Raw genomic sequence first — 18,816 nt, 5'->3', positions numbered from 1 at the left:
CTATTCGCGTTGGTTCTCGATGTACTGTTTCAGCACATCCAGTGACACCTGCCCCGTCGAGATGAGACAGTACGAGTCGCCCCACAGGTCGGTCTTCAGTTCGTCTGCGTACTCGTTGCGGATACGGCGGGCAGTCGCGCCCTTGACCGTGTTGATGAACTTCACGAGGTCTGTGGTCGGTTTCGCTCGGAACAGGATGTGCACGTGGTCGTCCTCGTCGTTGAGGTTTGTCAGTTCGACACCATAGTTGTCAGTGAACCCGCTGATAACCTCGTGAATGAATTGGGTTCGCTCCTCGGTTAGCACTCCACGCCGATACGTTGTGGTGAGTATCAGGAGGTAGTGTAGGGAAAACGTCGAGTGCGCTCCCGAGTCGAGGTCGTACTCCATTGGGTTCGATCAATACTATACTATCTTACTGGAAAAAACCACTGCGTGGGCCTGTGAGCCTGCCACCGAATTGTGTATGGAAACTGGGCGGCGCTGTATCCCCTCCCTGCTCGCGCCTCCCATTCGTTCGCCGTTCGCTGAGGAAGGGGGCTTAGCGCCTCAATTCAGCTAATACAGTATATTTGGGTCTGTTGAGCACCTCAGCAACTGATACAAACACTGCGCTGAATAGAGAGGGTGGATTCAGCAGTTGGTTTCAGTGATTAACCGGCAAAGTTGACTCGCATTCCGTGACGTGTCTCATACGTATTAAAACAGTAATTGTTTTCTAACAGCTTCTGAACAGGCCATGACAGGAGCAACCGGATATGAGCACTCTGACTTATCGAAAGCTCGCGTTCAGCAAGGGGGTTCCGTATTTGCTTCTTGTACTCGGGCTTGCCAGTCTGGAAGCGATTGGGAGTCGAGTATTCGAATACACATGGCTCGTGGGGCCAACACTGCCACTCGTCGAAACCAATGTAGTTACCGCAGCTGTGTCGCTTTTCGTTCTCGGGGCGGTGTGGATGGTGCTCACCCGTGAGGGGGTCACGTCCGCTGACATCGGACTCTCCCGCGAGTTTATCGCCCCCGCGACGGCGGCGGTGGCAGGGTACTTTCTCGTGCTCAATCTCGTCGGAGTCGGACTTGCCATTGCGTCCGGACACGCAGAAACGATCGGTTATCAGTGGACGGTCCCGCCGGCGGTAGCTATTGTCTTCTTCTTTTGGATGCTCCTCATCGCGGGGCTGGTCGAGGAGGTCATCTTCCGGGGCTATATCCAGACGAAGTGTGTCGCGTTGCTGGGGGGAGGCACGCGACTCCGGATTGGCGTTGGCGTCGTTATCGCGGGCCTGTTGTTCTCCGTTTCCCACATTCCGCGGGTGGTGGTTGCTGGGGCCCCCAGCGGGCTGGGGCCCGTCACGTACCTGGGGCTTCTGGCGATCAATGGTATTGTCTTCGGCGTCCTCTACGAGTGGACGCACAACCTTTGGGTGTCTATTCTCGTTCATGCGGCCGGCAATATGCCCGGAACAGCTGGTGTTCTCTTTTTCACGACCGCTGGCTGGCCAGCCTGGGCAACTGCTGGCTATCAAATCGCTTATCTCGGTTTCACAGCCGGGATGGTCCTCGCGTACCGTCGCTGGGCATTTGGCGCTGAGTGGATGCCGGTATGGTTGGTCCGAACCACCGAGGGTTCAATGACATAGCGTGTCTCTGATACCCGGATTGAGTGGTGATCCCGACGCAGAACCAGTCACCTAGTCTCGTCTCAAATGATTCGATCGAGGGTGTTCGGGGGAACGTCCGTGACCGATATGCACTGTGTATTCAATAGTGGGTGACTGAATTACCAAATCTCCGCCAGAAGCAGCCTGCTGAATATAGAGGATAGGTTCAGCACGATGGATCTGTTTGATTCACGCCGAAACCGGTGAACAATCCGATCACTACAATACATTCACTGCGTCAAGATAGAGTAAGATCAGGCAGCATGGAGGAGGATTTGGATACAACTTCCACGTGGATCATTTTCAGAAAAGTGAACGTAACCGCCTGATTCCGTGACGATCCAATTCACTAACCATAACCCAAGACCGCTTGCATGTTCCAGTGCTGTTTCCGTACCTGTTTCAATAACGTCGATGTCGGCTTGCGATAACCCTGGTCCGTTATCAACGATTTTGATCGATACCATTTCATCCTCCATTACCTGACTCAGAGTAATCGTCAGCTCAGGTGTGTCTGTATCATTGTGCTCAATAGCATTCTCGATTAGATTGTCAATCACCGACTCAATCAGGTTAATTGCCTCGGCGTAGAGTTCCTTCCCATCCGGAAAGGCAGTGTCGATAGTCGTGCCTGGATAGGCTTCCCGAAACTCTACTGATTTGGCCTCTATTAGAGAACAAATATCGACCGACTTCCTTGCATTTTGTTCAGATTCGAATAATTGGTCTAGCTCTCGGGCCTGTTCACTGAGTTTGATTACATCGTCAACGACTGAGAGAATAGTGTCGATATGAGAATCCGGTTTTGCTGCTCCATCCTTCAGCAATTGCGCATGTCCCAGGATGAGGTTCATGTCGTTCCGGATGTCATGACGCAGTACCCGATTCAGGACTTGCAGTCGAGTTTCGCGCTTCTTGATATCCGAAATTTCGTGAACGATCCCGGTGAGGTAGGTCTCCTCGTCAAGTTCGAACCACCCATATGAAAGCCGGATCGGAATTTCATGTCCGTTCTTGTGTTGACCAATTGACTCTAGAGTCGCTCCGGTCACCCCCTGTGAAATTTTGTTCTCGTAGTTCTGAATGCCCTCTTCCGCCGCTGCTTGTAGCCTGTCTGGAATTAATTGGGTGATTGGACTACCGATCAGTTCATCGTTCTCGTACCCGAATAGAGTCTCGGTAGCGCTATTCGCAAACTCGATTGTCCCATCCATCGCAAGGAAGAGAATCGCGCTGGAGGTTGTACGGACAAGCGAGTCGAACCGTTGCCGAGAAGAAGCGGATTGTATCGAGATTGCACGTGTTCGCAGGAGATTTTTAATGCGGGCATTGAGAATCGTCGGCGTAACAGGAACGGAAATTACGTCATCGACATAGTTCCAGATAGATGATTCCAGTGATGACGCCCGCGCTTCCGGACAAAGCAACAGTACGGGGAAATACTGTGGTTTGTTGGCTTCTTTGATTGACCGAACAGCAGCAACATCTCGTTCGAGAGCGGTTCCATCGAGAATCCACAAGTCGATCTCTTGGTCGCTCTTCGACGGGTTTTCACCAGTGACGAAATTATACCCACTCAATCGATCGAGGTGAGAAATTAATTGTTCGCGGTTCCCGTTATCACTGATAGTGAGAAGGATAGTGAGACCACGCACCATATCAGATGTCATCAAATTCACCTACCTATTCCTAAACTGGGGCCTTTAAACCAGTTATGGCAACAAATTTCATAACTATATGGTATAACAATATTTCTGCGAATCAAGAAATGGTGAGCGAGTAAAGATGACTCAATGGAAAGTTTTGAGGTGTACCACTGTCTCTTTCTCCTATGTCATCTACTAAGCCGAACCGACTCTCGACTGGAATCGCTGGTCTAGATACCGTCCTTCATGACGGGCTAATTCAGGGCCGAAGTTACATGCTACACGGGCCAGCCGGCGCTGGTAAAACGATTCTCGGCTTTCATTTTCTGGAAGCAGGTCTCGATACCGACGAAACAACCCTGTTCATCAACCTCGAAGAAGATTTGGATGACCTTCGTACAAACGCAGACACGCTCGGATTTGACATTGAGGCCATCGAGTTCCTTGATCTCAGCCCGAGTGCCGATGTCTTCACGAGTGATCAATCGTACGATGTATTCGATGCTGCCGACGTAGAGCAGGAACCGCTCACGGAGACCATCGTCGAACGTGTCAATGCCGTTGAACCCGACCGAGTGGTTATTGATCCACTGACTCAACTGCATTATCTCACGAGCGGCGAGTACCAGTTCCGCAAGCAGGCCATTGGCTTCATGCGGTTTTTGAAAGAACACGGTGCAACAGTCGTATTCACCGTCCAGGAGACTGGACGTCTACCCACTGAAGATCTCCAATACATAAGTGACGGGACAATCGAATTGGCGGTGACACAAGAGGGACGACGAGTTACCGTCCCGAAGTTCCGTGGGTCGGCAACTGCTAGCGGCAATCATGCTTACCGCATTACAGATAAGGGAATAAGTGTCTATCCGGAACTCGCCATCAGCGGAGACAGTCAGACATCCACATTTGAGACACTCTCTTCGGGCGTTCCTGAGATTGACGAACTGCTGAACGGAGGTCTAGAAGGTGGGACGGTGAGCGTGATCAGTGGCCCAACCGGCGTCGGCAAGACGACACTCGGAACCCAGTTCATGAAGGAAGCAGCAGGACGGGGAGAACGGTCGGTTATCTATCTCTTTGAGGAGAACAAGCAAACGTTCTTAACTCGGTCAGAAGCGGTGAACTTGCCGGTCAAGCGAATGATCGACCGTGGAACGTTGCACGTCGAAGAGGTGGAGGCATTGGAACTCTCTCCGCAGGAGTTCGCGGCAAATGTCACACACCAAGTGGAGGAGGAAAACACGAGCATTATCATGATTGACGGTATTGCTGGTTACCGATTATCGCTTCGTGGCGATGAGCGGCGAACCGTGGAACGCCTCCACTCGCTGGGTCGTTACCTCAAATCGAATGGGGTGACGACCGTCTTTGTGGACGAAACCTCAGACGTGACGGGATCATTTCATGCAACCCAAGAGAATATCAGCTATCTGGCAGACAATATCGTGTTCCTCCGGCATCTCGAATTACAGGGTGAACTCCAGAAAGCGATCGGTGTATTGAAAAAACGGACAAGCGATTACGAGCGAACGCTCCGACAGTTCGAAATCACGGAACATGGCATCAAAGTAGGTGAGCCATTGAGACAGCTTCGCGGTGTTCTTAGTGGTACGCCAGAAATTGTTCAAGAGACGTCACCAACATCAGATTCCTAACATCTGGACAGGTTTGGCGGTGTATCTAGGTTTAGTCAACTGAGATAGGATATCGTCATAACTACCCTACCCTACTCGCTCACGGCTGACGCCGTTCGATCCTTAAGGGTAGGGCTTCCTGCTTCCACGACGCGCTCTGTCTTGAGCGTTCGACCTTCCGCGTTGATCGCTCCTCGGTCTGTGCCACATTCGTGCCTTGTATTGAGCAGTGGCTGGCGCAATCACCAGACACCTGTCACAAACGATCTGCTGAATAGAGAGTGGATTCAGCACTGGAATCGCCTTCTATCCATAGCGTCCTAATTGAGATATATTAGGAATTTATAAATGTGGATCAATCATCACGAGTCTTCGTGTCGAACTGATTCTTCGCTGATAGGGGCCTCCCACAGGAGGATGATCGCTGCCCCGACGATGAGAACAACGCCACCGACACCCAGTGCGAACAGAGGAGAGACGACATCGGATATGATGCCACTCCCGAGTTGGAACGGGACGACGGCAAGGCCGCTGACCATCGCCATCGCGCTCAGAACGGTGGCACGACCAAGCGTCTCCGCATGATCGTTGATGTACTGTCCGGCGAACGAGCGTGTGACATCCGAGACCCCTCGAATCAGGAGGAACGTCGGAAGCGCTAGCAGCGGCAGGAAATACATCCCGATCAACGCGCCACCGACGGCGAATGGGAGGACGCGAAACCACGTTCGCAGTCCGATTGTTTCCCTAATCGTCCCCGTATAGTAGTTGAGTACTGCGCCGACGAGACTATACGCTGCATAGAACCATCCAAGGAGGGCTTCGACCTGCGATTGCGCGATGCCGAGGTCGAGAGCCACTGTCTCGAAAATCGGCTGGAGGAAGACGAACACGAGGTACGTGACCGCGGCGTACAGAACATAGTAGTAGAGCAAGAACGCCCGCAGACGGCGGCGAGCGAGAACCTCCCTCACGATGCGAACTGTCCGGCGGAGACTCAACTCCTCGGTAGCGGCTTCCTTGTACGTCTCTGGTTCGTCAAGCGTGAGCAGTATCACGACCCCGAGACTCGTCACGCTCGCTGCGACGAACCACGGATACGAGAGGTCGATGCTTCCGAGATACCCACCGAGAATCGCTGCAACGGCTCCAACGGCCAACGCCGCTGACTCTCCGTGTCCCCGAACGCGAGCGAATTCATCTTCCGAAAGGTCGTCGGTAAGAGTGTCATAGAGCCACGCGTCTTCGCTCCCGGAGCGGAAGTTATAGCCCAGTGACCAGCAGACGTAGAGGCCTGCCAGCGGAAGAAACGAGTTCGACAAGCCGATACCGAGGAGTGTCAAAGATATGAGTGACGTTCCGATGAGGAGACTATTACGTCGTCCAACGCGGTCGCCGACGTAGCCAGTCGGTATCTCTCCGAACAGCGTCGTCAGGTTGTAGAGCGCCTCCAAAATCGCAATCTGTGTGAAAGAAAGCCCTTGGGCCAGAAAGAAGAGGTACATGATAGGTCGATAGAACTCGACCGCTTTCGTCGACTTATATAAATAGTATTTGAGGATGTTTCCGGAGATCGCCCACCGGACACCATCACCTGACCCTCCTGCCATACATGTGCTGGCGAACGGAGGGCCGACAAATATATTCTGTTACTACGGATGCCCCACTGGGCGCATATCTCGGATGATCAGGGTCGTACACTTGCTCGATCTATCGCTCCGAGATGCAGCTAGAAGACGATTATTGAGTGACCGATACGCGCTCTGTATTCAGCACGACCGCTGAAACCCATCACAGAATGATGATTTCAACAAGACCGTATATTTTGACCAGTGTTGCCACTCTGTAGTGAGTACAGAGTACCAACGAATCAACGCTACTGACTCAGTTCTTCTGCTTCGACCTCGTCTGGAAGGTGGTCGACGCCATTGGCTTACAGAACTTGCCGAATGTGGAAATCCTTCTCAGACGGGTCATCGTTCTGTAATGCTTGTTGAAGATGAACCTTGGAGTCGTCGTTTAACTTGGTTATCTTATCGCGGGGAAGGCAGTACAATTCACTAAAAAATGTGTGAGGTCCAATAATTATCTTGGGCAGAGATTGGTGACAGAACGATCACTCAAATCGTATGTAGAGTAGGCATAGCAGCTAGTCGTCGATCAATTCATTGAGGACCTATATTGTTAGCCAGCAGTGTTATTCTACCAGGCTGTCCTCAATTGATTGGCGAGGGGAAAGGAACTGGTCGTAGCTGCACCCTGCGAGCCACCCTGTGACATGCCTCGCCGTTTCCGAGATCGTATCACCGTCAATAGCCATATTGTCACACTCGGTCTCGGACTCCACCCCACTTGATACACTACCGGTGGAAGAGGAGGTTGACGCTGACAACGCCCGGCGTTTCTCAGACTGAGGTTTAAACACGAAGCCGCGGCCAACGCTGGCGATGCAACTCACCGACCGGCAGGAGGATTTCATCATCGCCGTCGCACTCACCGAACTGAGCGTCACCTTCAAAAAAGCCAATCCCGAACTCGCCGAATGGGCGTGGCAGTTAGCTGCCGATCGGCTCGTCGAGCATGACGCCGACCCATACGACGCCGTCGACGCGCTCGAGATCAGACTGAACTCTTGGGAACCACTCAGGAAAGGAGTGGGCGGTGGTGCTTCTGGGTGTGAGCAGAAGCGAATGGTTATTGTCGATAATTTGTATTAATCTTTTTTAATAGTTTCAGTCATTCAATAGGCTTATGCCTGTCCCGACAAACGACTATCTGGCGAGGAAAGAATCCGGTCGTAGACCCACTACCTACTGACCCGCTTCGAGACAGACCTCGCCGTTTCCGAGATCGCCTACCGTGTAGTCAATAGCCATATTGTCACACTGGATCTCGGTCCCCACCCGATTGACACACCACTTGAGGGATGGGTGATTGACGTCGACACCCCTGTCGGCGTTTCTCTGTGGCTGAGATTTATATGGTCATAAATATTGGCGTTCAGTATGACCAATGACCGGCTTCGCGATGATCTTCTGATTGCCGTCGCGTTAGCTGAATTTTCGTATCGCCATGAGATAATGGACCCGCAACTGGCCAAATGGAGTTGGCAACTCGCAGTCAACCGCCTCGATAAATACGACATCGATCCATCCGAGAGCATCGATGCGCTCAGGGCTCTGGACGATCTAAGCAGTCAGGATGTTATTGATGCAATCTCTATCGAAAACGTAGACCGTTAGTGTTCCCCTGGGTACGCTCACGGATATCCTGGACGACCTCGCCAACTGACTGCCTCCAGGCCAATCGGAGCGTCGTCTGCTGGGATTGCTCCGATCTCGCGGACATAAATCAGCCCGTCGGTCGGCAGCTGCGCCGGGCTGCTCGCCTCGATCACCGACCACTCGCCTGATTGACTTCCTCCCACCCCTGAAGGGGTGGGCTTCCGCTAGTACCGTGTCAGTCGCCCGCCTTCAAATGAATCGCCTCTTTTTGACTCATTCTCTGCGATTCAACTCCTAGAGCTGCAATGTTATTTGAAATCCCTTGCATGTGTTACTTCGATTACTGATCAGAACATATAGGGGACTAGTCCAAAGGGATCAACAGAGAAATCTTCACCTGATCTTCATGAACTGAAAATAAAGGCAGAGATGATTGACCATATGTCGTATTTGGTTGCGCTTCCGACTATTTATTAGTCTTCTTTCCCTCATCATAGATACTTCATGGGAACAGTGGAACTAGAGTCAGGTTCTAACAAGCTACTACTGACCCCTCTACCGTATGGCGATACCACTGGTTCCTTTCTGAGACAGTTAAACTCGGCCGGTCAGACATCTCCAGTGATACTCGTTTCGCTTCGCTGTGCACCGACGGAGATCGTCGACTTCTGCAGGACGCACATCGGTGAGACCAACCCGATTACGGACGTTATTTACACAGAGGACGTCGCTTACGCACCGCCGGCCCGTCTCGAGGACTTCGGTGTACCCTCTGTAACTATTACATCCATCGGAAACAGCGATTTGACGGGACTTGGAACCGCAGTGAGCGAAGCTTTCTCGCAGTATACCGATTCCGTGCCGATGCAACTTTGGTTTGACTCGATCACGTCACTATTGGATGTCGTTGATCTCGAGACCGCTTTCCGGTTTCTCCATGTAGTAACCGCTCGCGTCGAAAATGCGGGCGCCACCGCCTTCTACCATGCTGATCCTGCTGCTCACGATCCCCAGACAATCAATAGCCTCCGCTATCTATTCGACGACGTAATCGAACTGGACCGTTCTTGACGATGTCTGCGTGGGCCGGTGAAGGGACATAGCTTCGTGAACGTGCTATGATGGGTCGACCGTGTCTGTCACTACCTCGCCGGTCGTCACCTGCCATACGCAGCGCGAATCTACATCCGTATCGCTCGTGAAAGACCACCTATGTACGCCACCGCCTACGCCTCCCATACGGTGGTAACGCGTATAGTTGAGCGCCTCGAGGCAGACGGCCTCGACCGGGACCGCTACCAGCTGTCGGCTGTGGTCGATCTCGACGCCCTCGTCCAACTCGTGACCGCCGGCGACGTCACCGACGAGATCACGTTCCACGTGAAGGGCCGGACGGTGACCGTCTCTGGGGCCGGCGACGTATATATCCGTTCGTGAGGGGCTGGGTCGCTTGACAACGCCGGTCGGCCTCGCAGCAAATGAGTGCGGTTGTGACACCGCCACGACTCACCGTGAGAAGAGCGTACCAGCGCAGATGACGCTCACGGCGTTTCAAGAGTCGGCACCCTCTACCAGCGACGACTGACTGGTATTCCCCATGCGTGGGAAGCCTCGTCGGTTACGACGAGGAGGATGTCACTCAACGGGATGTCACTCAACGCCTCGAGAAGGCCCTGGTTCGGGTCACCTGGCCAGGTGTGTAGTTAGCGCCGGCGTTGGCGTGACTGTCACAGTATCTCGGTCGACGATCGTGAGCAGACGCAGTCAGTCGGTGTACTCACGCCGAGTAACCCACGGTATTCAGCGACCCCCGACACCTGAGCAGCAGGCTCTGCTAGCGATTCAATCCGAGACGCGTAGGCAGGCACTGTTGTCCTGATTGTCCGACTCAGTCCCCAGCAGCCGACGTTCCCCGTGGGGCGTCGGCGAACTCGGCGACGACGACCAGCGTGACGACGGTTGACGCGAGGCCGACACCGGCGACGGCGAAGAACGCTGCCTTGACGCCGGTCCACTGGATGATGTAACCGAAGGCTGGTGGCGCAATCGTGCTTCCCAGCATAATCCCGATGGTAACGATGGCGAAGCTCTTCGCGACGGTCCCTTGGTCGGCGAGTCGTTCGGTCAGTTCGTCTCGAGCAGGGCCAGCCATGCTCCTGACGGCCCCTAACACGAGGAACAACCCGACGGCGACCGTCGCGGGGACGAGGCGTGTTGCAATGAGGCTGACCAGCACCGTGAAGCCGAGGAAGCTAGCGACGAGGACGCGGCCGCCGCCGAACCGGTCGGTGAGGTATCCGCCGATGAGGATGGCGCCCGCTCCTACGACGAACAGTCCTGTCAGTGTGAGGTTCGCGAGCCCCAGCGAGAGGCCGTAGACATCTGTTAGGAACACGACGGCGTAGGAAGTAATCCCCCAGTTAGCAGTCGACGCGAACAGTGCGAGGACTGCCAGCGCAAGGATCCCCGGTTCGGCGATGAGCGTGCGGAGTTCCGAACGGATGCGGTCGAGCAGCGGGTCCTCAGTCGCCGATGGGTCGACGTTCGGGGCAGTGATATCGCTGTCGACACGCCAGGCGAAGACTGCCGTGATGACCACTGCGTACGCGAGTCCGACGAGGCCCAGGATGCCGATGGCGTGACGCCACGTCAAGCCCGGAATTGCGATGACTGCCGTGATGAAGACCGGCGGTGTCGCAAACCCGAGGCTGCCGCCGAAGTTGTACACGGCGAACGCGCGGCCGCGTATGTCCTCCGTTGTCGCGTCGGACAACAGGGGATAATGGGCGGGATGATGACCGGCGATGCCGATACCGAGGACGATCTGCCCGAGGAGGAGTTCGGGGAAACTCGCGGCGAGCGCCGTGACGATGGCACCGGCCGCGCCCAGCACCGACGAGAGCCCGAGCGCGATCGTCCGATCGTAGTGGTCTCCCAGATACCCGAACGGTAGTTGGAAAGCAGTGTTGACCAGCGCCTGTACGCCGAGCGCTACTCCCAACATCGCGATTGAGACGCCGAGGTCCGACGAGAGGAGCGGGAGAATGGGAGGCAGGAGGACGAGGAACGCGTGGTTTGCGAACTGCGAGCCGCTGATCAGCCCGACGACCAGCGCCGTCTGTGGCGAGACGGACGCGATTGCGTCACGCACCCGGGAGATCCGCATATCGGGTATCTTCGGACGAACGGCTTAAACGCTGCTCACTATACCTATAAAAACACCTTCACGAACTCCCAACTACCAGTGTGAGCCGGCGAATGTATTAGGGCCTCTAGGCCGACCTCCTGGTCGTGGCCCTAACTAGCACACCTGAATCCCGATTCGCCGATCTTCCCGACTACCCCTACGCTCCGACGTATGTCGACGTGGGCGGCCCCGAGATGGCATACGTGGACGTGGCAAACGAGGACAGCAGCGACGAGACGTTCCTCTGTCTCCACGGCGAGCCGACCTGGGGGTTCCTCTACCGGAAGATGATTCCCGCCCTCAGCGAAGTAGGCCGGGTCGTCGTCCCCGACTTCGTCGGCTTCGGACGGTCGGACAAGTATACCACCCTCGAGGAGTACTCCTTCGACCTGTTCTACGAGACACTGACCGCGTTCATTGAGCGCCTGGATCTGACGAACGTCACGCTGGTCTGCCAAGATTGGGGCGGCGTTATCGGACTCCCCGTCGCGCTGCTCGAACACCCCGAGCGGTTTGCGCGCCTGGTCCCGATGAACACCGGTACGCCGACCGGAAAACGCGGCATGATCGACGCCTGGTGGGGCTTCCGCGATTATATGCTTCACACTGAGGACCCGGATATCTCGAGTGTTATCGAGGCGGTGGGTGACTTCGAGTGGTATCACGAGTGCGAGGAGCAACCCGAGCCGTGGACTGCCCCTGTCGAGAACGGCGAGGTCGGTCTCGACCTCCCCGAAGACGTACAAGCAGCGTACGACGCGCCGTTCCACTCGCCCGAATCGAAGGCAGGGGCTCGCCGATGGCCCTCGCTGGTCCCGACGGATCCGGACATGGCGGGCGCGGAGACCGGCCAGCGGGCCGTCGCCGCGCTTCAGGAGTGGGAGAAACCAGCGTTCGTGTTGTTCTCTGACGAGGACCCAATCACCCACGCGACCCGGGACGTCTATCGAAGTCTTATCCCTAGCGCCGAGGACCAGCCCGACGTGTGGATCGAGGGGGCAGGCCACTTCCTCCAGGAGGAGGCCGGCGAGGACGTCGCCGAATGGATCGTCGACTTCGTCGGCCGGACCAAGCCGTAACGGGTCTCGGGACTACGTGGCATCGGCGATGGAGACGGTATACACCGACTGGATCCAGGCAATCGGCTAGTTCCGTCGGAGACGACAAGCCCTTCTCCGCTGTGTTGAACCTGACAGCATGCTCCACTGGACTGCTCGAACAGCGTATCCATTGGCATTTGAGTCGCTGATCAATTGTCGAGGAGTCCGCATTTCCCGTTGAGAAACAAGCGGTATCGCTTGATATGGGGTAGCAGCCCCAACAGGCCTCCCATAGGGGGACTCGAGATCCAATTAACCGGGCTTCGATTGGGCTTTGCGGAACAGGGGAGAACGACTCCCCACTCCAGCACGACCCCGTGACCGGAACTGCTTCCATGCCGAACGGCTTACCGATGCGATGGCACGGAGTCGCACGCACTGTTCAGGAGTGCTCCATAGCGGCGAACAACTGGAGCGCTTCCCGAATATGGTAGTCCTTCTCGCTCTCGTCCACTGCGACTAGGGCTGCCTCTAAATGCTGGGCGATTTCGATCTGCGTTACGCCTGTCTCCGGCTCTGGCTCCCGGAGTGAGCCTTGAGTCATAAAAAGTCCATTTGGGACAACGTATATAGTCGTACTGGCCGTTCTATGACTTGTTTGGCCATTCTTATCCGACATAGCTACTGGCTGCCACCAAAAATAGCGGTTACCTCTCACGGACTCTGTAGCTCTGTCATCCGCCGTACTTATTCATGCCCTATTCGGATCATCTCTTTCCAATAGTACCAACTGGCCAATAGACTGAAGACGGGGGAATTCCAAACGGCAGATAGCGAGGGAAGGGGAACTGTCGTGCTCACCAATCCCAACCGACCCGAGACAGTCGGCTCTCTCGCTGTGACCGAGATCGGCCTACTGGAAAGTCAATAGCCATATTATCAGCCGATCTCGGGCCCACCTCGATTGACACACCACTCGAGGAATGGGGGCTCAGACGCTGGCTTCCGGCCGGCGTTTCTCGAGACATCAACCATCCATCAGACAGTTACAGCGTAGCGAGGCGAAAGCCCACGGCTTTAGCCGTGGGATGGAGCCGACAGCAGGGAACCAATCTACGCCCGGTGACCGGCGTGGATTTCCCACACTTAGCGGTCTAGAGGGCCTAGGAGTGGTTCACTCCGAAGAAGCGCCCGTGGAGACTGCGACCGCTGTGGACACCACTTCGGTGTCTGCAAGTGGCGTCGTTGAAGCGGGAAGCCCCTGCCTTAAGGAAGCCGCGTCAGCGGCTGAGTAGGCAGGGGTAGTTCACTACATGGGATGTATATCCATTCACGACTTGCGAGCCGTCGCTACATTCAAACGAGAGTGTGTGAACTATGAACATGGTTCCCGCAGACCCGGCGACAAGACACTCTGCTTCAGCAGTTGGGACGGCGACAGTCGCCCTCCACCCGTCCCGCCGATTCTGAAACCCCCCAGCGTCCGGCTGATCAGGGGCAACGACCGACGCCGGACGCCGATGGTTGAACAGACTGTCGCGCAGTGGCGCACGCGACAATCATGAGTACCGTGGCAAGCCCTATCAACTTCGTGGCCGGTCACCAGAACGGCGTTACACGACCGCCCGAACGCCGAGCGTGACCGTCGTGTCTGCGTGTCTCGGCGACTAGTCTTCCTCACATAGAGACCGATACGGCGGCCGGTTGTGTGGGGCGGAGACTATCCGCAGAGGCCGTCGTCTCTGCCGGACGTTCAGTTCTACAGGCGGAACAGGCCGAGTGCCTCGGGGCAAATCGTCGACGGTAGTAAGTTAGGACGGCGACGCCTTGTCGGGGCATCGTTCGAGTTCTTCATCATCAGTGGAAAAATAAAGAGCCCACCAATGGTGGCTGAACAGTTATTCCTCATCGTCTCCCTTCGAAGGGTAGGATCAGAGATTCACCAAGCGGATCAATACTCAGAGGAGACTATGACTACGAACGGAAATGAGAGAATTCACCGATTTGACTCCGCAGCGGACGAGACACCGACAGAGGCGGTGATCCGCGGCCACGCGTCTCTTCGAGACAAGCGACCGATAGATCTCTCTCCATTAGCTGACGCGATTCCATGTAACGCACTTAATGCGCTCGTCAATACTGGGGATAAGGTCACGGTGACGTTTACCTATGAGGGGACACAGACTACCGTCCACGGCGATGGAGAGATCGTCATTCAAGAGCCGGCGTAGCTCAACCGAGGAGGTCTCGGTCTGTACAGTGCTCAAGAAAGAGGTCGACAAGTTCCGGCGGATTGCTATAGACTAGTTGCTCGGATCGATCACCGTATTCGATGAGAGATATCTCCTCCAAGGCCGGGAGATGGTTATGGGATAATCGCAGCTCCCGCCTCTCAACTGCGTCATCCGTGACAGTAGATGGTGGGTTCTCCTCTTTCCACACTATAACCTGCTTGGCAGTGTCTGTGACCGAGGCCTGTTCGACGTCACGCAGATGATAGAGCGCGTATCGCCAGTAAGTGTCAACTCGCAGATCGGTGCCGAAAATCACGATGGATATGCATATCTACCCAGTGGCTGTTTCAGTAGAAAAGTATCGAGGTAATAGGATTTCACCAGGGTCCTGTAACCCTAAACCGCTAGTGAGTCCTAGAAATCGTCTCTCGATAGGGCTCAAGGCACTCGAGCAACTGTCACATAATATTATAATGACACAGTGAAATGTATCGAAGCGAGGAATGGCTGACGGTGGTAAGACTGTGGTCGGCCTGTGTTTACTGATGGCCGGATTAGCGACGGCTGGGTACTTCACCGGCAATGGCACGACGCTGGTCGCGGTCGTCGTCAGCGTCGTCGGGATAGGGTTCGTTTGCTGGGGCGAAACACATTGCTTCTGAGTTCGGTCGGATACTACTCTCGACACGTGCAGCGATCTCGAGAACCACGCATCGCGGGTCGAGGTGCCGACCTCGTCGCTGTTTACCTTCTCTGCCGAGTGGCCGGGACAGACGACCGCCACGGGAACCAGCGAGGGCCCTGACAGTGACACCGATCTGACCGAGTTGGCTCGGAACGTCTTCTATTCGCCGTCCGCCGGTGGTGTGGCCGTCGGGTCTCGCCATGGCATCTCGTCGAGTTCGTTGCCCACGTAGGCGGGGTTGAACTCGTCGCTGGTCAGCGTCTTGTAGGCGTAGTGCTGGGTGATACTCTTCATCACCTCGCTGGCGCCGCCGAGGAAGCGTCCGGCGCGCACATCGCGCTGGATCCGCTCGACGGGGTAGTTATCCGTCGTGGCGATGCCGCCCATGATCTGAATGCAATCGTCGGCCATCTCGTGGGCGAGGTCGGTACCGTACCATTTTGCCATCGCACTCTCCATGCGCCCGGCGGCGAGGCCGTCCTCGTCCAAAACACGTGCGGCCCGCGTGTTGAGCATATACGCGGCGTCGAGTTTGGTCGCCATCTCCGCGACTTCGTGGTTGACGGCTTGGTAGTCCGAAACCGGCCGGTCGTTCACCTCGCGGTGATCGGTGTAGTTCGCCGCGACTTCGAGGGCGTGTTGACTCGCGCCGAGACAGTAGCGGGCGACGGTGAGGTGCTCGAGGTTGAGCTCCTCGGTCATGTACGGCCACGCGCCGCCTTCCTCACCGACGAGGTTCGCGTCGGGCACGTGGACGTTGTCGAAGGCCATCCACGCCGCGCCGGTCCCGCGGAAGCCGTGCCAGTCGGACATATCGTCTCGGATCTCGATGCCGTCGGTGTCGGCATCGACGACGAACAGCGAGATTCCCTCTCGATCGCCGTCCGCGCCGCTAGTGCGGGCAGGCAGGAAATAGAAGTCGCCATACTGGGCGAAGTCGATGAAGCGTTTCTCACCGTTCAGAATCCACTCGTCGCCCGCCCGTTCGGCCGTCGTGTCGATGCTCGGGAGGTCCGTACCGCTCGAGGGTTCGGTGTAGGCCTGCGAGACGACCACCTCGCCGTCGAGAATCGGCTGCAGGTAGGCGTCGTGGATGTAGTCATCCCCGTGGTGATACATCGTCTGCCCGATGTGCTGGCTCAGCGAGGTCTGACACGCGTGGACGATGGTGCCAACATAGCCGATGGCCTGCTCCGCGAGGACGGTGTCCACGAACGACCCGCCCGGGCCGCCGTGAGACTCGGGCACCGCAATGGCGGTCAGGTCTGCCTCGCCCATCCGCCGGACGTACGTCTCCCAGTCGGCCTGAGTCTCCTCGTTGTCGTCCAGCGCATCGAAATGATCCGGCCCGAGGCCGTCGACGAATACCTCAGTCTCCAGCGTCTCAATGGTGTCGGCGAGGTACGCCCGTTCGCGCTCGGTCAAACTGGTATCTTTCCCGATCATCGGTCAGGGAGGCCCACAACAGCTATAGTTATAAAGATAACATAAAATATTTGGGTGATCTGGAACTGACTCGACCTACACGAAGCATCTTCGCGGTCGAACACTCTAGACACACCTATCCGCTCGGTCGCCAATCCTGACAGGACCGGTTACTCGAGATCGCCGACCAGTTCGATGTCCCCGTTAGCGATCTTCGCGAGACCGGCGGCGACTGAGAAGCGTGGAGTGAGTCGTTAGCAACCGGCCTGCTTCGCAGCCGTATTAGATCTGATCTGAAGCTGACTTAAACTGACTGCTCGCCGCTCGTGGAACCGGCGTTGGAGTAATACCGCGCCAAAGGGAGAGGGGGATAGCGGCAGGTGGTGGGCAACACGCAGGGGGAGCGTGTAACGGAACAATCCAGTGGATGACCTGCCGCACCCTCATCTAGAGCGTGGACCGATGTTACGATTCTCCCAAAGAAAATTGGGAGACGTAGATCCCAGTTCCTGAAGCGAGATACTATCGTTTCGTGGCTTAGCATCTGAGTGAGGATGAGGAAAGAAGAGAAGTGAACCGCCTCGGGGTCAAGCCCCGAGGCTTCCCGTGGATTAGTCGGACACGCCTCGGATACCATCGGGATGATGCCCTCTCGCGGTATCCGAGGTCACGGTCGGGGCGTCCACGGCCCCCGATGCCTGCCGTCGCACCTTCCGTACTTGGGGAAGGCTGTTGAGAGCAGGCACATTCCAGTCTTGATGATTCTCGATACCTTTCACGCCGACGTTGACGCTCGCACTTCGGTCGGCGTGGTCTTGATGCTGGCACAAACAGCACTTGAACCGCTTTCTGTTGCGGTTCGACCGTTCCGTGTGTCCACACATCGGACACTGCTGACTCGTGTATTCAGGGTCAATCCACGCTGTTGGAATGCTCTCGAAGGCGGCCTTGTACGACGTGTAGTATTGGAGCGCACGGAACGGGAGGTGGTGCAAGCGTCGGTTCATCCGGGTACCGTAGTCGATACTGTCGCGCATCTCTTTGAGGTCTTCAAAGACGATGCACGGTCTCTCGAACTGTTGGCTCCACTCCACGATGTGCCGAGACACCTTGTGGAGTCTGTCACGGACGAACCGTTCTTCCCGCCCTTCGAGTGTATCGTGCATACTCGGTTTCTCGGCGTTCTGCACCCGCTTTCGCATCGTGAAGTAGCGGTGACGCTCGAACTTAATTTCGGGGAAGTCGATAACCAACGTATCCTCAACTCCATCTGCTGACAGTGCCGACAGTGCCACGTTGTCCTCGTTCACATCCACGCCAATGACTGTCCGAGACTCGTGTTTGTCACGGACGGTACGTTCGGTATTCGTGACGTTGACGTGCAACTCGGGCGTCCCATCGTGAGTCAGTGCTTCCGCCGTCCCGATAGTCCACTCCTCACTAGTGAGTGCTGCCCGCAGAACGTCGAGATGAGCGTCGTCGCCTTCCAGCACGCCATTGACGTGCTTGTATGGTTTGGCACTGATACGGAATCCAATCGTACCGTCGTCACGGAGTGTGAGGTTGTACCCTTCCTCGTAGTTGGCTCGGAGTGGATACGCGCCGTTCTTGGTGTGGCTCGGGAGGCCGAAGTCGTCGTACTCGTGGTAATTTTCCATCGCGCCGAGTGCCTTGGCGACGACACGTTGTGTCGTATTTTTCACGAGGTTGGCGTCGTCGGTCACGCGGTCAGGGATTTCATCCCAGTCCACGCCCTGGTTGGCGAGACGGATGGTTTCGTTGTACACCCACCGAGATTCGAGCGTGGCGTCTTCTAGCAGACTCTCGTTGTCACTCTGGATGTTGAGTTGGAAATCCAGCGTCTTCACGAGAGTCTGTACGTCGGTCATTCTTCGGCTTCGTTGAGCCAGTCTTTGACGAGTCCACGCACGACTTCGGACTTTGTTTTCTCAGCGTCGATGCATTGCTTCGAGAACTTCTTGTATAGCTCGTCCTCGAAGTCACCGGTGAGGCGTTTGGTCATCATTCACGTATTGCTTATTCACTGAAATGCTTAATTTTTGTCCCCGGAAGATAA

17 protein-coding genes and 1 pseudogene are annotated in these 18,816 nt (G+C 55.9%); 9 read left to right on the top strand and 9 right to left on the bottom strand.

The features are described from left to right. Window positions 1-390 carry an IS200/IS605 family transposase gene (tnpA, locus tag NDO75_RS19350; RefSeq protein ID WP_310908254.1) on the bottom strand — a complete coding sequence of 130 codons (390 nt, stop codon included), beginning with the start codon at window positions 388-390 and terminating at the stop codon, window positions 1-3. Window positions 391-758: 368 nt separating this feature from the next. Here tnpA and NDO75_RS19345 point away from each other — a divergent pair, with 368 nt between their 5' ends. After that, window positions 759-1,640, top strand: coding sequence for a CPBP family intramembrane glutamic endopeptidase (locus NDO75_RS19345; RefSeq protein ID WP_310908253.1), 882 nt, complete (start codon window positions 759-761; stop codon window positions 1,638-1,640). Window positions 1,641-1,915: 275 nt separating this feature from the next. Here NDO75_RS19345 and NDO75_RS19340 read toward each other — a convergent pair whose 3' ends face one another. Then, window positions 1,916-3,331 (bottom strand): PAS domain S-box protein, encoded by a 1,416-nt coding sequence (locus NDO75_RS19340; RefSeq protein ID WP_310908252.1) that lies wholly within the window; start codon window positions 3,329-3,331, stop codon window positions 1,916-1,918. A 161-nt stretch (window positions 3,332-3,492) separates the two neighbouring features. Between NDO75_RS19340 and NDO75_RS19335 the strand changes: the two genes are divergently transcribed. Then, entirely contained in the window at window positions 3,493-4,965 is a 1,473-nt protein-coding gene (locus tag NDO75_RS19335; RefSeq protein ID WP_310908251.1) for an ATPase domain-containing protein, read from the top strand. A gap of 341 nt (window positions 4,966-5,306) precedes the next feature. Here NDO75_RS19335 and NDO75_RS19330 read toward each other — a convergent pair whose 3' ends face one another. Continuing rightward, window positions 5,307-6,554 carry an MFS transporter gene (locus NDO75_RS19330; protein ID WP_310908250.1) on the bottom strand — a complete coding sequence of 416 codons (1,248 nt, stop codon included), beginning with the start codon at window positions 6,552-6,554 and terminating at the stop codon, window positions 5,307-5,309. Between the two features lie 837 nt (window positions 6,555-7,391). Here NDO75_RS19330 and NDO75_RS19325 point away from each other — a divergent pair. The 4 genes from NDO75_RS19325 to NDO75_RS19310 all read left to right on the top strand — a co-directional run bounded on the left by NDO75_RS19325 (window position 7,392) and on the right by NDO75_RS19310 (window position 9,605). Then, complete coding sequence (locus NDO75_RS19325) at window positions 7,392-7,661, top strand: hypothetical protein (protein WP_310908249.1); 270 nt, start codon at window positions 7,392-7,394, stop codon at window positions 7,659-7,661. Window positions 7,662-7,949: 288 nt separating this feature from the next. Then, window positions 7,950-8,186: a hypothetical protein gene (locus tag NDO75_RS19320; RefSeq protein WP_310908248.1), complete on the top strand. Its 237-nt coding sequence runs from the start codon at window positions 7,950-7,952 to the stop codon at window positions 8,184-8,186. Between the two features lie 486 nt (window positions 8,187-8,672). Then, window positions 8,673-9,239: a hypothetical protein gene (locus NDO75_RS19315; protein WP_310908247.1), complete on the top strand. Its 567-nt coding sequence runs from the start codon at window positions 8,673-8,675 to the stop codon at window positions 9,237-9,239. A 141-nt stretch (window positions 9,240-9,380) separates the two neighbouring features. After that, window positions 9,381-9,605, top strand: a complete 225-nt coding sequence (locus tag NDO75_RS19310) for a HalOD1 output domain-containing protein (RefSeq protein ID WP_310908246.1) — start codon at window positions 9,381-9,383, stop codon at window positions 9,603-9,605. A gap of 451 nt (window positions 9,606-10,056) precedes the next feature. Here the strand turns inward: NDO75_RS19310 and NDO75_RS19305 are convergent, their stop codons facing one another. Further along, window positions 10,057-11,334, bottom strand: a complete 1,278-nt coding sequence (locus NDO75_RS19305) for an MFS transporter (protein ID WP_310908245.1) — start codon at window positions 11,332-11,334, stop codon at window positions 10,057-10,059. Between the two features lie 125 nt (window positions 11,335-11,459). Between NDO75_RS19305 and NDO75_RS19300 the strand changes: the two genes are divergently transcribed. Beyond that, entirely contained in the window at window positions 11,460-12,434 is a 975-nt protein-coding gene (locus NDO75_RS19300) for a haloalkane dehalogenase (protein ID WP_310908244.1), read from the top strand. Window positions 12,435-12,837: 403 nt separating this feature from the next. Here the strand turns inward: NDO75_RS19300 and NDO75_RS19295 are convergent, their stop codons facing one another. After that, window positions 12,838-12,999 carry a hypothetical protein gene (locus tag NDO75_RS19295; protein ID WP_310908243.1) on the bottom strand — a complete coding sequence of 54 codons (162 nt, stop codon included), beginning with the start codon at window positions 12,997-12,999 and terminating at the stop codon, window positions 12,838-12,840. A gap of 547 nt (window positions 13,000-13,546) precedes the next feature. Between NDO75_RS19295 and NDO75_RS19290 the strand changes: the two are divergent. Continuing rightward, a pseudogene (locus tag NDO75_RS19290) lies at window positions 13,547-13,690 on the top strand (RNA-guided endonuclease TnpB family protein); the annotation flags it as partial. 588 nt (window positions 13,691-14,278) lie between these two features. Next, window positions 14,279-14,626 carry a HalOD1 output domain-containing protein gene (locus tag NDO75_RS19285; protein WP_310908242.1) on the top strand — a complete coding sequence of 116 codons (348 nt, stop codon included), beginning with the start codon at window positions 14,279-14,281 and terminating at the stop codon, window positions 14,624-14,626. A 1-nt stretch (window position 14,627) separates the two neighbouring features. Here the strand turns inward: NDO75_RS19285 and NDO75_RS19280 are convergent, their stop codons facing one another. The 4 genes from NDO75_RS19280 to NDO75_RS19265 form a co-directional block, all read right to left on the bottom strand. After that, window positions 14,628-14,945 (bottom strand): hypothetical protein, encoded by a 318-nt coding sequence (locus NDO75_RS19280; RefSeq protein ID WP_310908241.1) that lies wholly within the window; start codon window positions 14,943-14,945, stop codon window positions 14,628-14,630. 528 nt (window positions 14,946-15,473) lie between these two features. Then, window positions 15,474-16,760 carry an acyl-CoA dehydrogenase family protein gene (locus NDO75_RS19275; RefSeq protein ID WP_310908240.1) on the bottom strand — a complete coding sequence of 429 codons (1,287 nt, stop codon included), beginning with the start codon at window positions 16,758-16,760 and terminating at the stop codon, window positions 15,474-15,476. Between the two features lie 590 nt (window positions 16,761-17,350). Continuing rightward, complete coding sequence (locus tag NDO75_RS19270; RefSeq protein ID WP_310908239.1) at window positions 17,351-18,628, bottom strand: transposase; 1,278 nt, start codon at window positions 18,626-18,628, stop codon at window positions 17,351-17,353. Beyond that, window positions 18,625-18,762 (bottom strand): plasmid partition protein ParG, encoded by a 138-nt coding sequence (locus NDO75_RS19265; protein ID WP_310908238.1) that lies wholly within the window; start codon window positions 18,760-18,762, stop codon window positions 18,625-18,627. The genes NDO75_RS19270 and NDO75_RS19265 overlap by 4 nt, the downstream gene beginning before the upstream one ends. Window positions 18,763-18,816: the final 54 nt, after the last annotated feature.

Source organism: Natrinema sp. 1APR25-10V2, from assembly GCF_031626495.1.
Classification (GTDB): domain Archaea; phylum Halobacteriota; class Halobacteria; order Halobacteriales; family Natrialbaceae; genus Natrinema.
This window is presented reverse-complemented; position numbering and strand designations above follow the sequence as displayed.

Excerpts from the sequence above, each read along its gene's own strand:
- tnpA (WP_310908254.1), bottom strand. The coding sequence starts at position 390 with ATGGAGTACGACCTCGACTCGGGAGCGCACTCGACGTTTTCCCTACAC.
- NDO75_RS19345 (WP_310908253.1), top strand. The coding sequence starts at position 759 with ATGAGCACTCTGACTTATCGAAAGCTCGCGTTCAGCAAGGGGGTTCCG.
- NDO75_RS19340 (WP_310908252.1), bottom strand. The coding sequence starts at position 3,331 with ATGACATCTGATATGGTGCGTGGTCTCACTATCCTTCTCACTATCAGT.
- NDO75_RS19335 (WP_310908251.1), top strand. The coding sequence starts at position 3,493 with ATGTCATCTACTAAGCCGAACCGACTCTCGACTGGAATCGCTGGTCTA.
- NDO75_RS19330 (WP_310908250.1), bottom strand. The coding sequence starts at position 6,554 with ATGGCAGGAGGGTCAGGTGATGGTGTCCGGTGGGCGATCTCCGGAAAC.
- NDO75_RS19325 (WP_310908249.1), top strand. The coding sequence starts at position 7,392 with ATGCAACTCACCGACCGGCAGGAGGATTTCATCATCGCCGTCGCACTC.
- NDO75_RS19320 (WP_310908248.1), top strand. The coding sequence starts at position 7,950 with ATGACCAATGACCGGCTTCGCGATGATCTTCTGATTGCCGTCGCGTTA.
- NDO75_RS19315 (WP_310908247.1), top strand. The coding sequence starts at position 8,673 with ATGGGAACAGTGGAACTAGAGTCAGGTTCTAACAAGCTACTACTGACC.
- NDO75_RS19310 (WP_310908246.1), top strand. The coding sequence starts at position 9,381 with ATGTACGCCACCGCCTACGCCTCCCATACGGTGGTAACGCGTATAGTT.
- NDO75_RS19305 (WP_310908245.1), bottom strand. The coding sequence starts at position 11,334 with ATGCGGATCTCCCGGGTGCGTGACGCAATCGCGTCCGTCTCGCCACAG.
- NDO75_RS19295 (WP_310908243.1), bottom strand. The coding sequence starts at position 12,999 with ATGACTCAAGGCTCACTCCGGGAGCCAGAGCCGGAGACAGGCGTAACG.
- NDO75_RS19285 (WP_310908242.1), top strand. The coding sequence starts at position 14,279 with ATGGTGGCTGAACAGTTATTCCTCATCGTCTCCCTTCGAAGGGTAGGA.
- NDO75_RS19275 (WP_310908240.1), bottom strand. The coding sequence starts at position 16,760 with ATGATCGGGAAAGATACCAGTTTGACCGAGCGCGAACGGGCGTACCTC.
- NDO75_RS19270 (WP_310908239.1), bottom strand. The coding sequence starts at position 18,628 with ATGACCGACGTACAGACTCTCGTGAAGACGCTGGATTTCCAACTCAAC.
- NDO75_RS19265 (WP_310908238.1), bottom strand. The coding sequence starts at position 18,762 with ATGACCAAACGCCTCACCGGTGACTTCGAGGACGAGCTATACAAGAAG.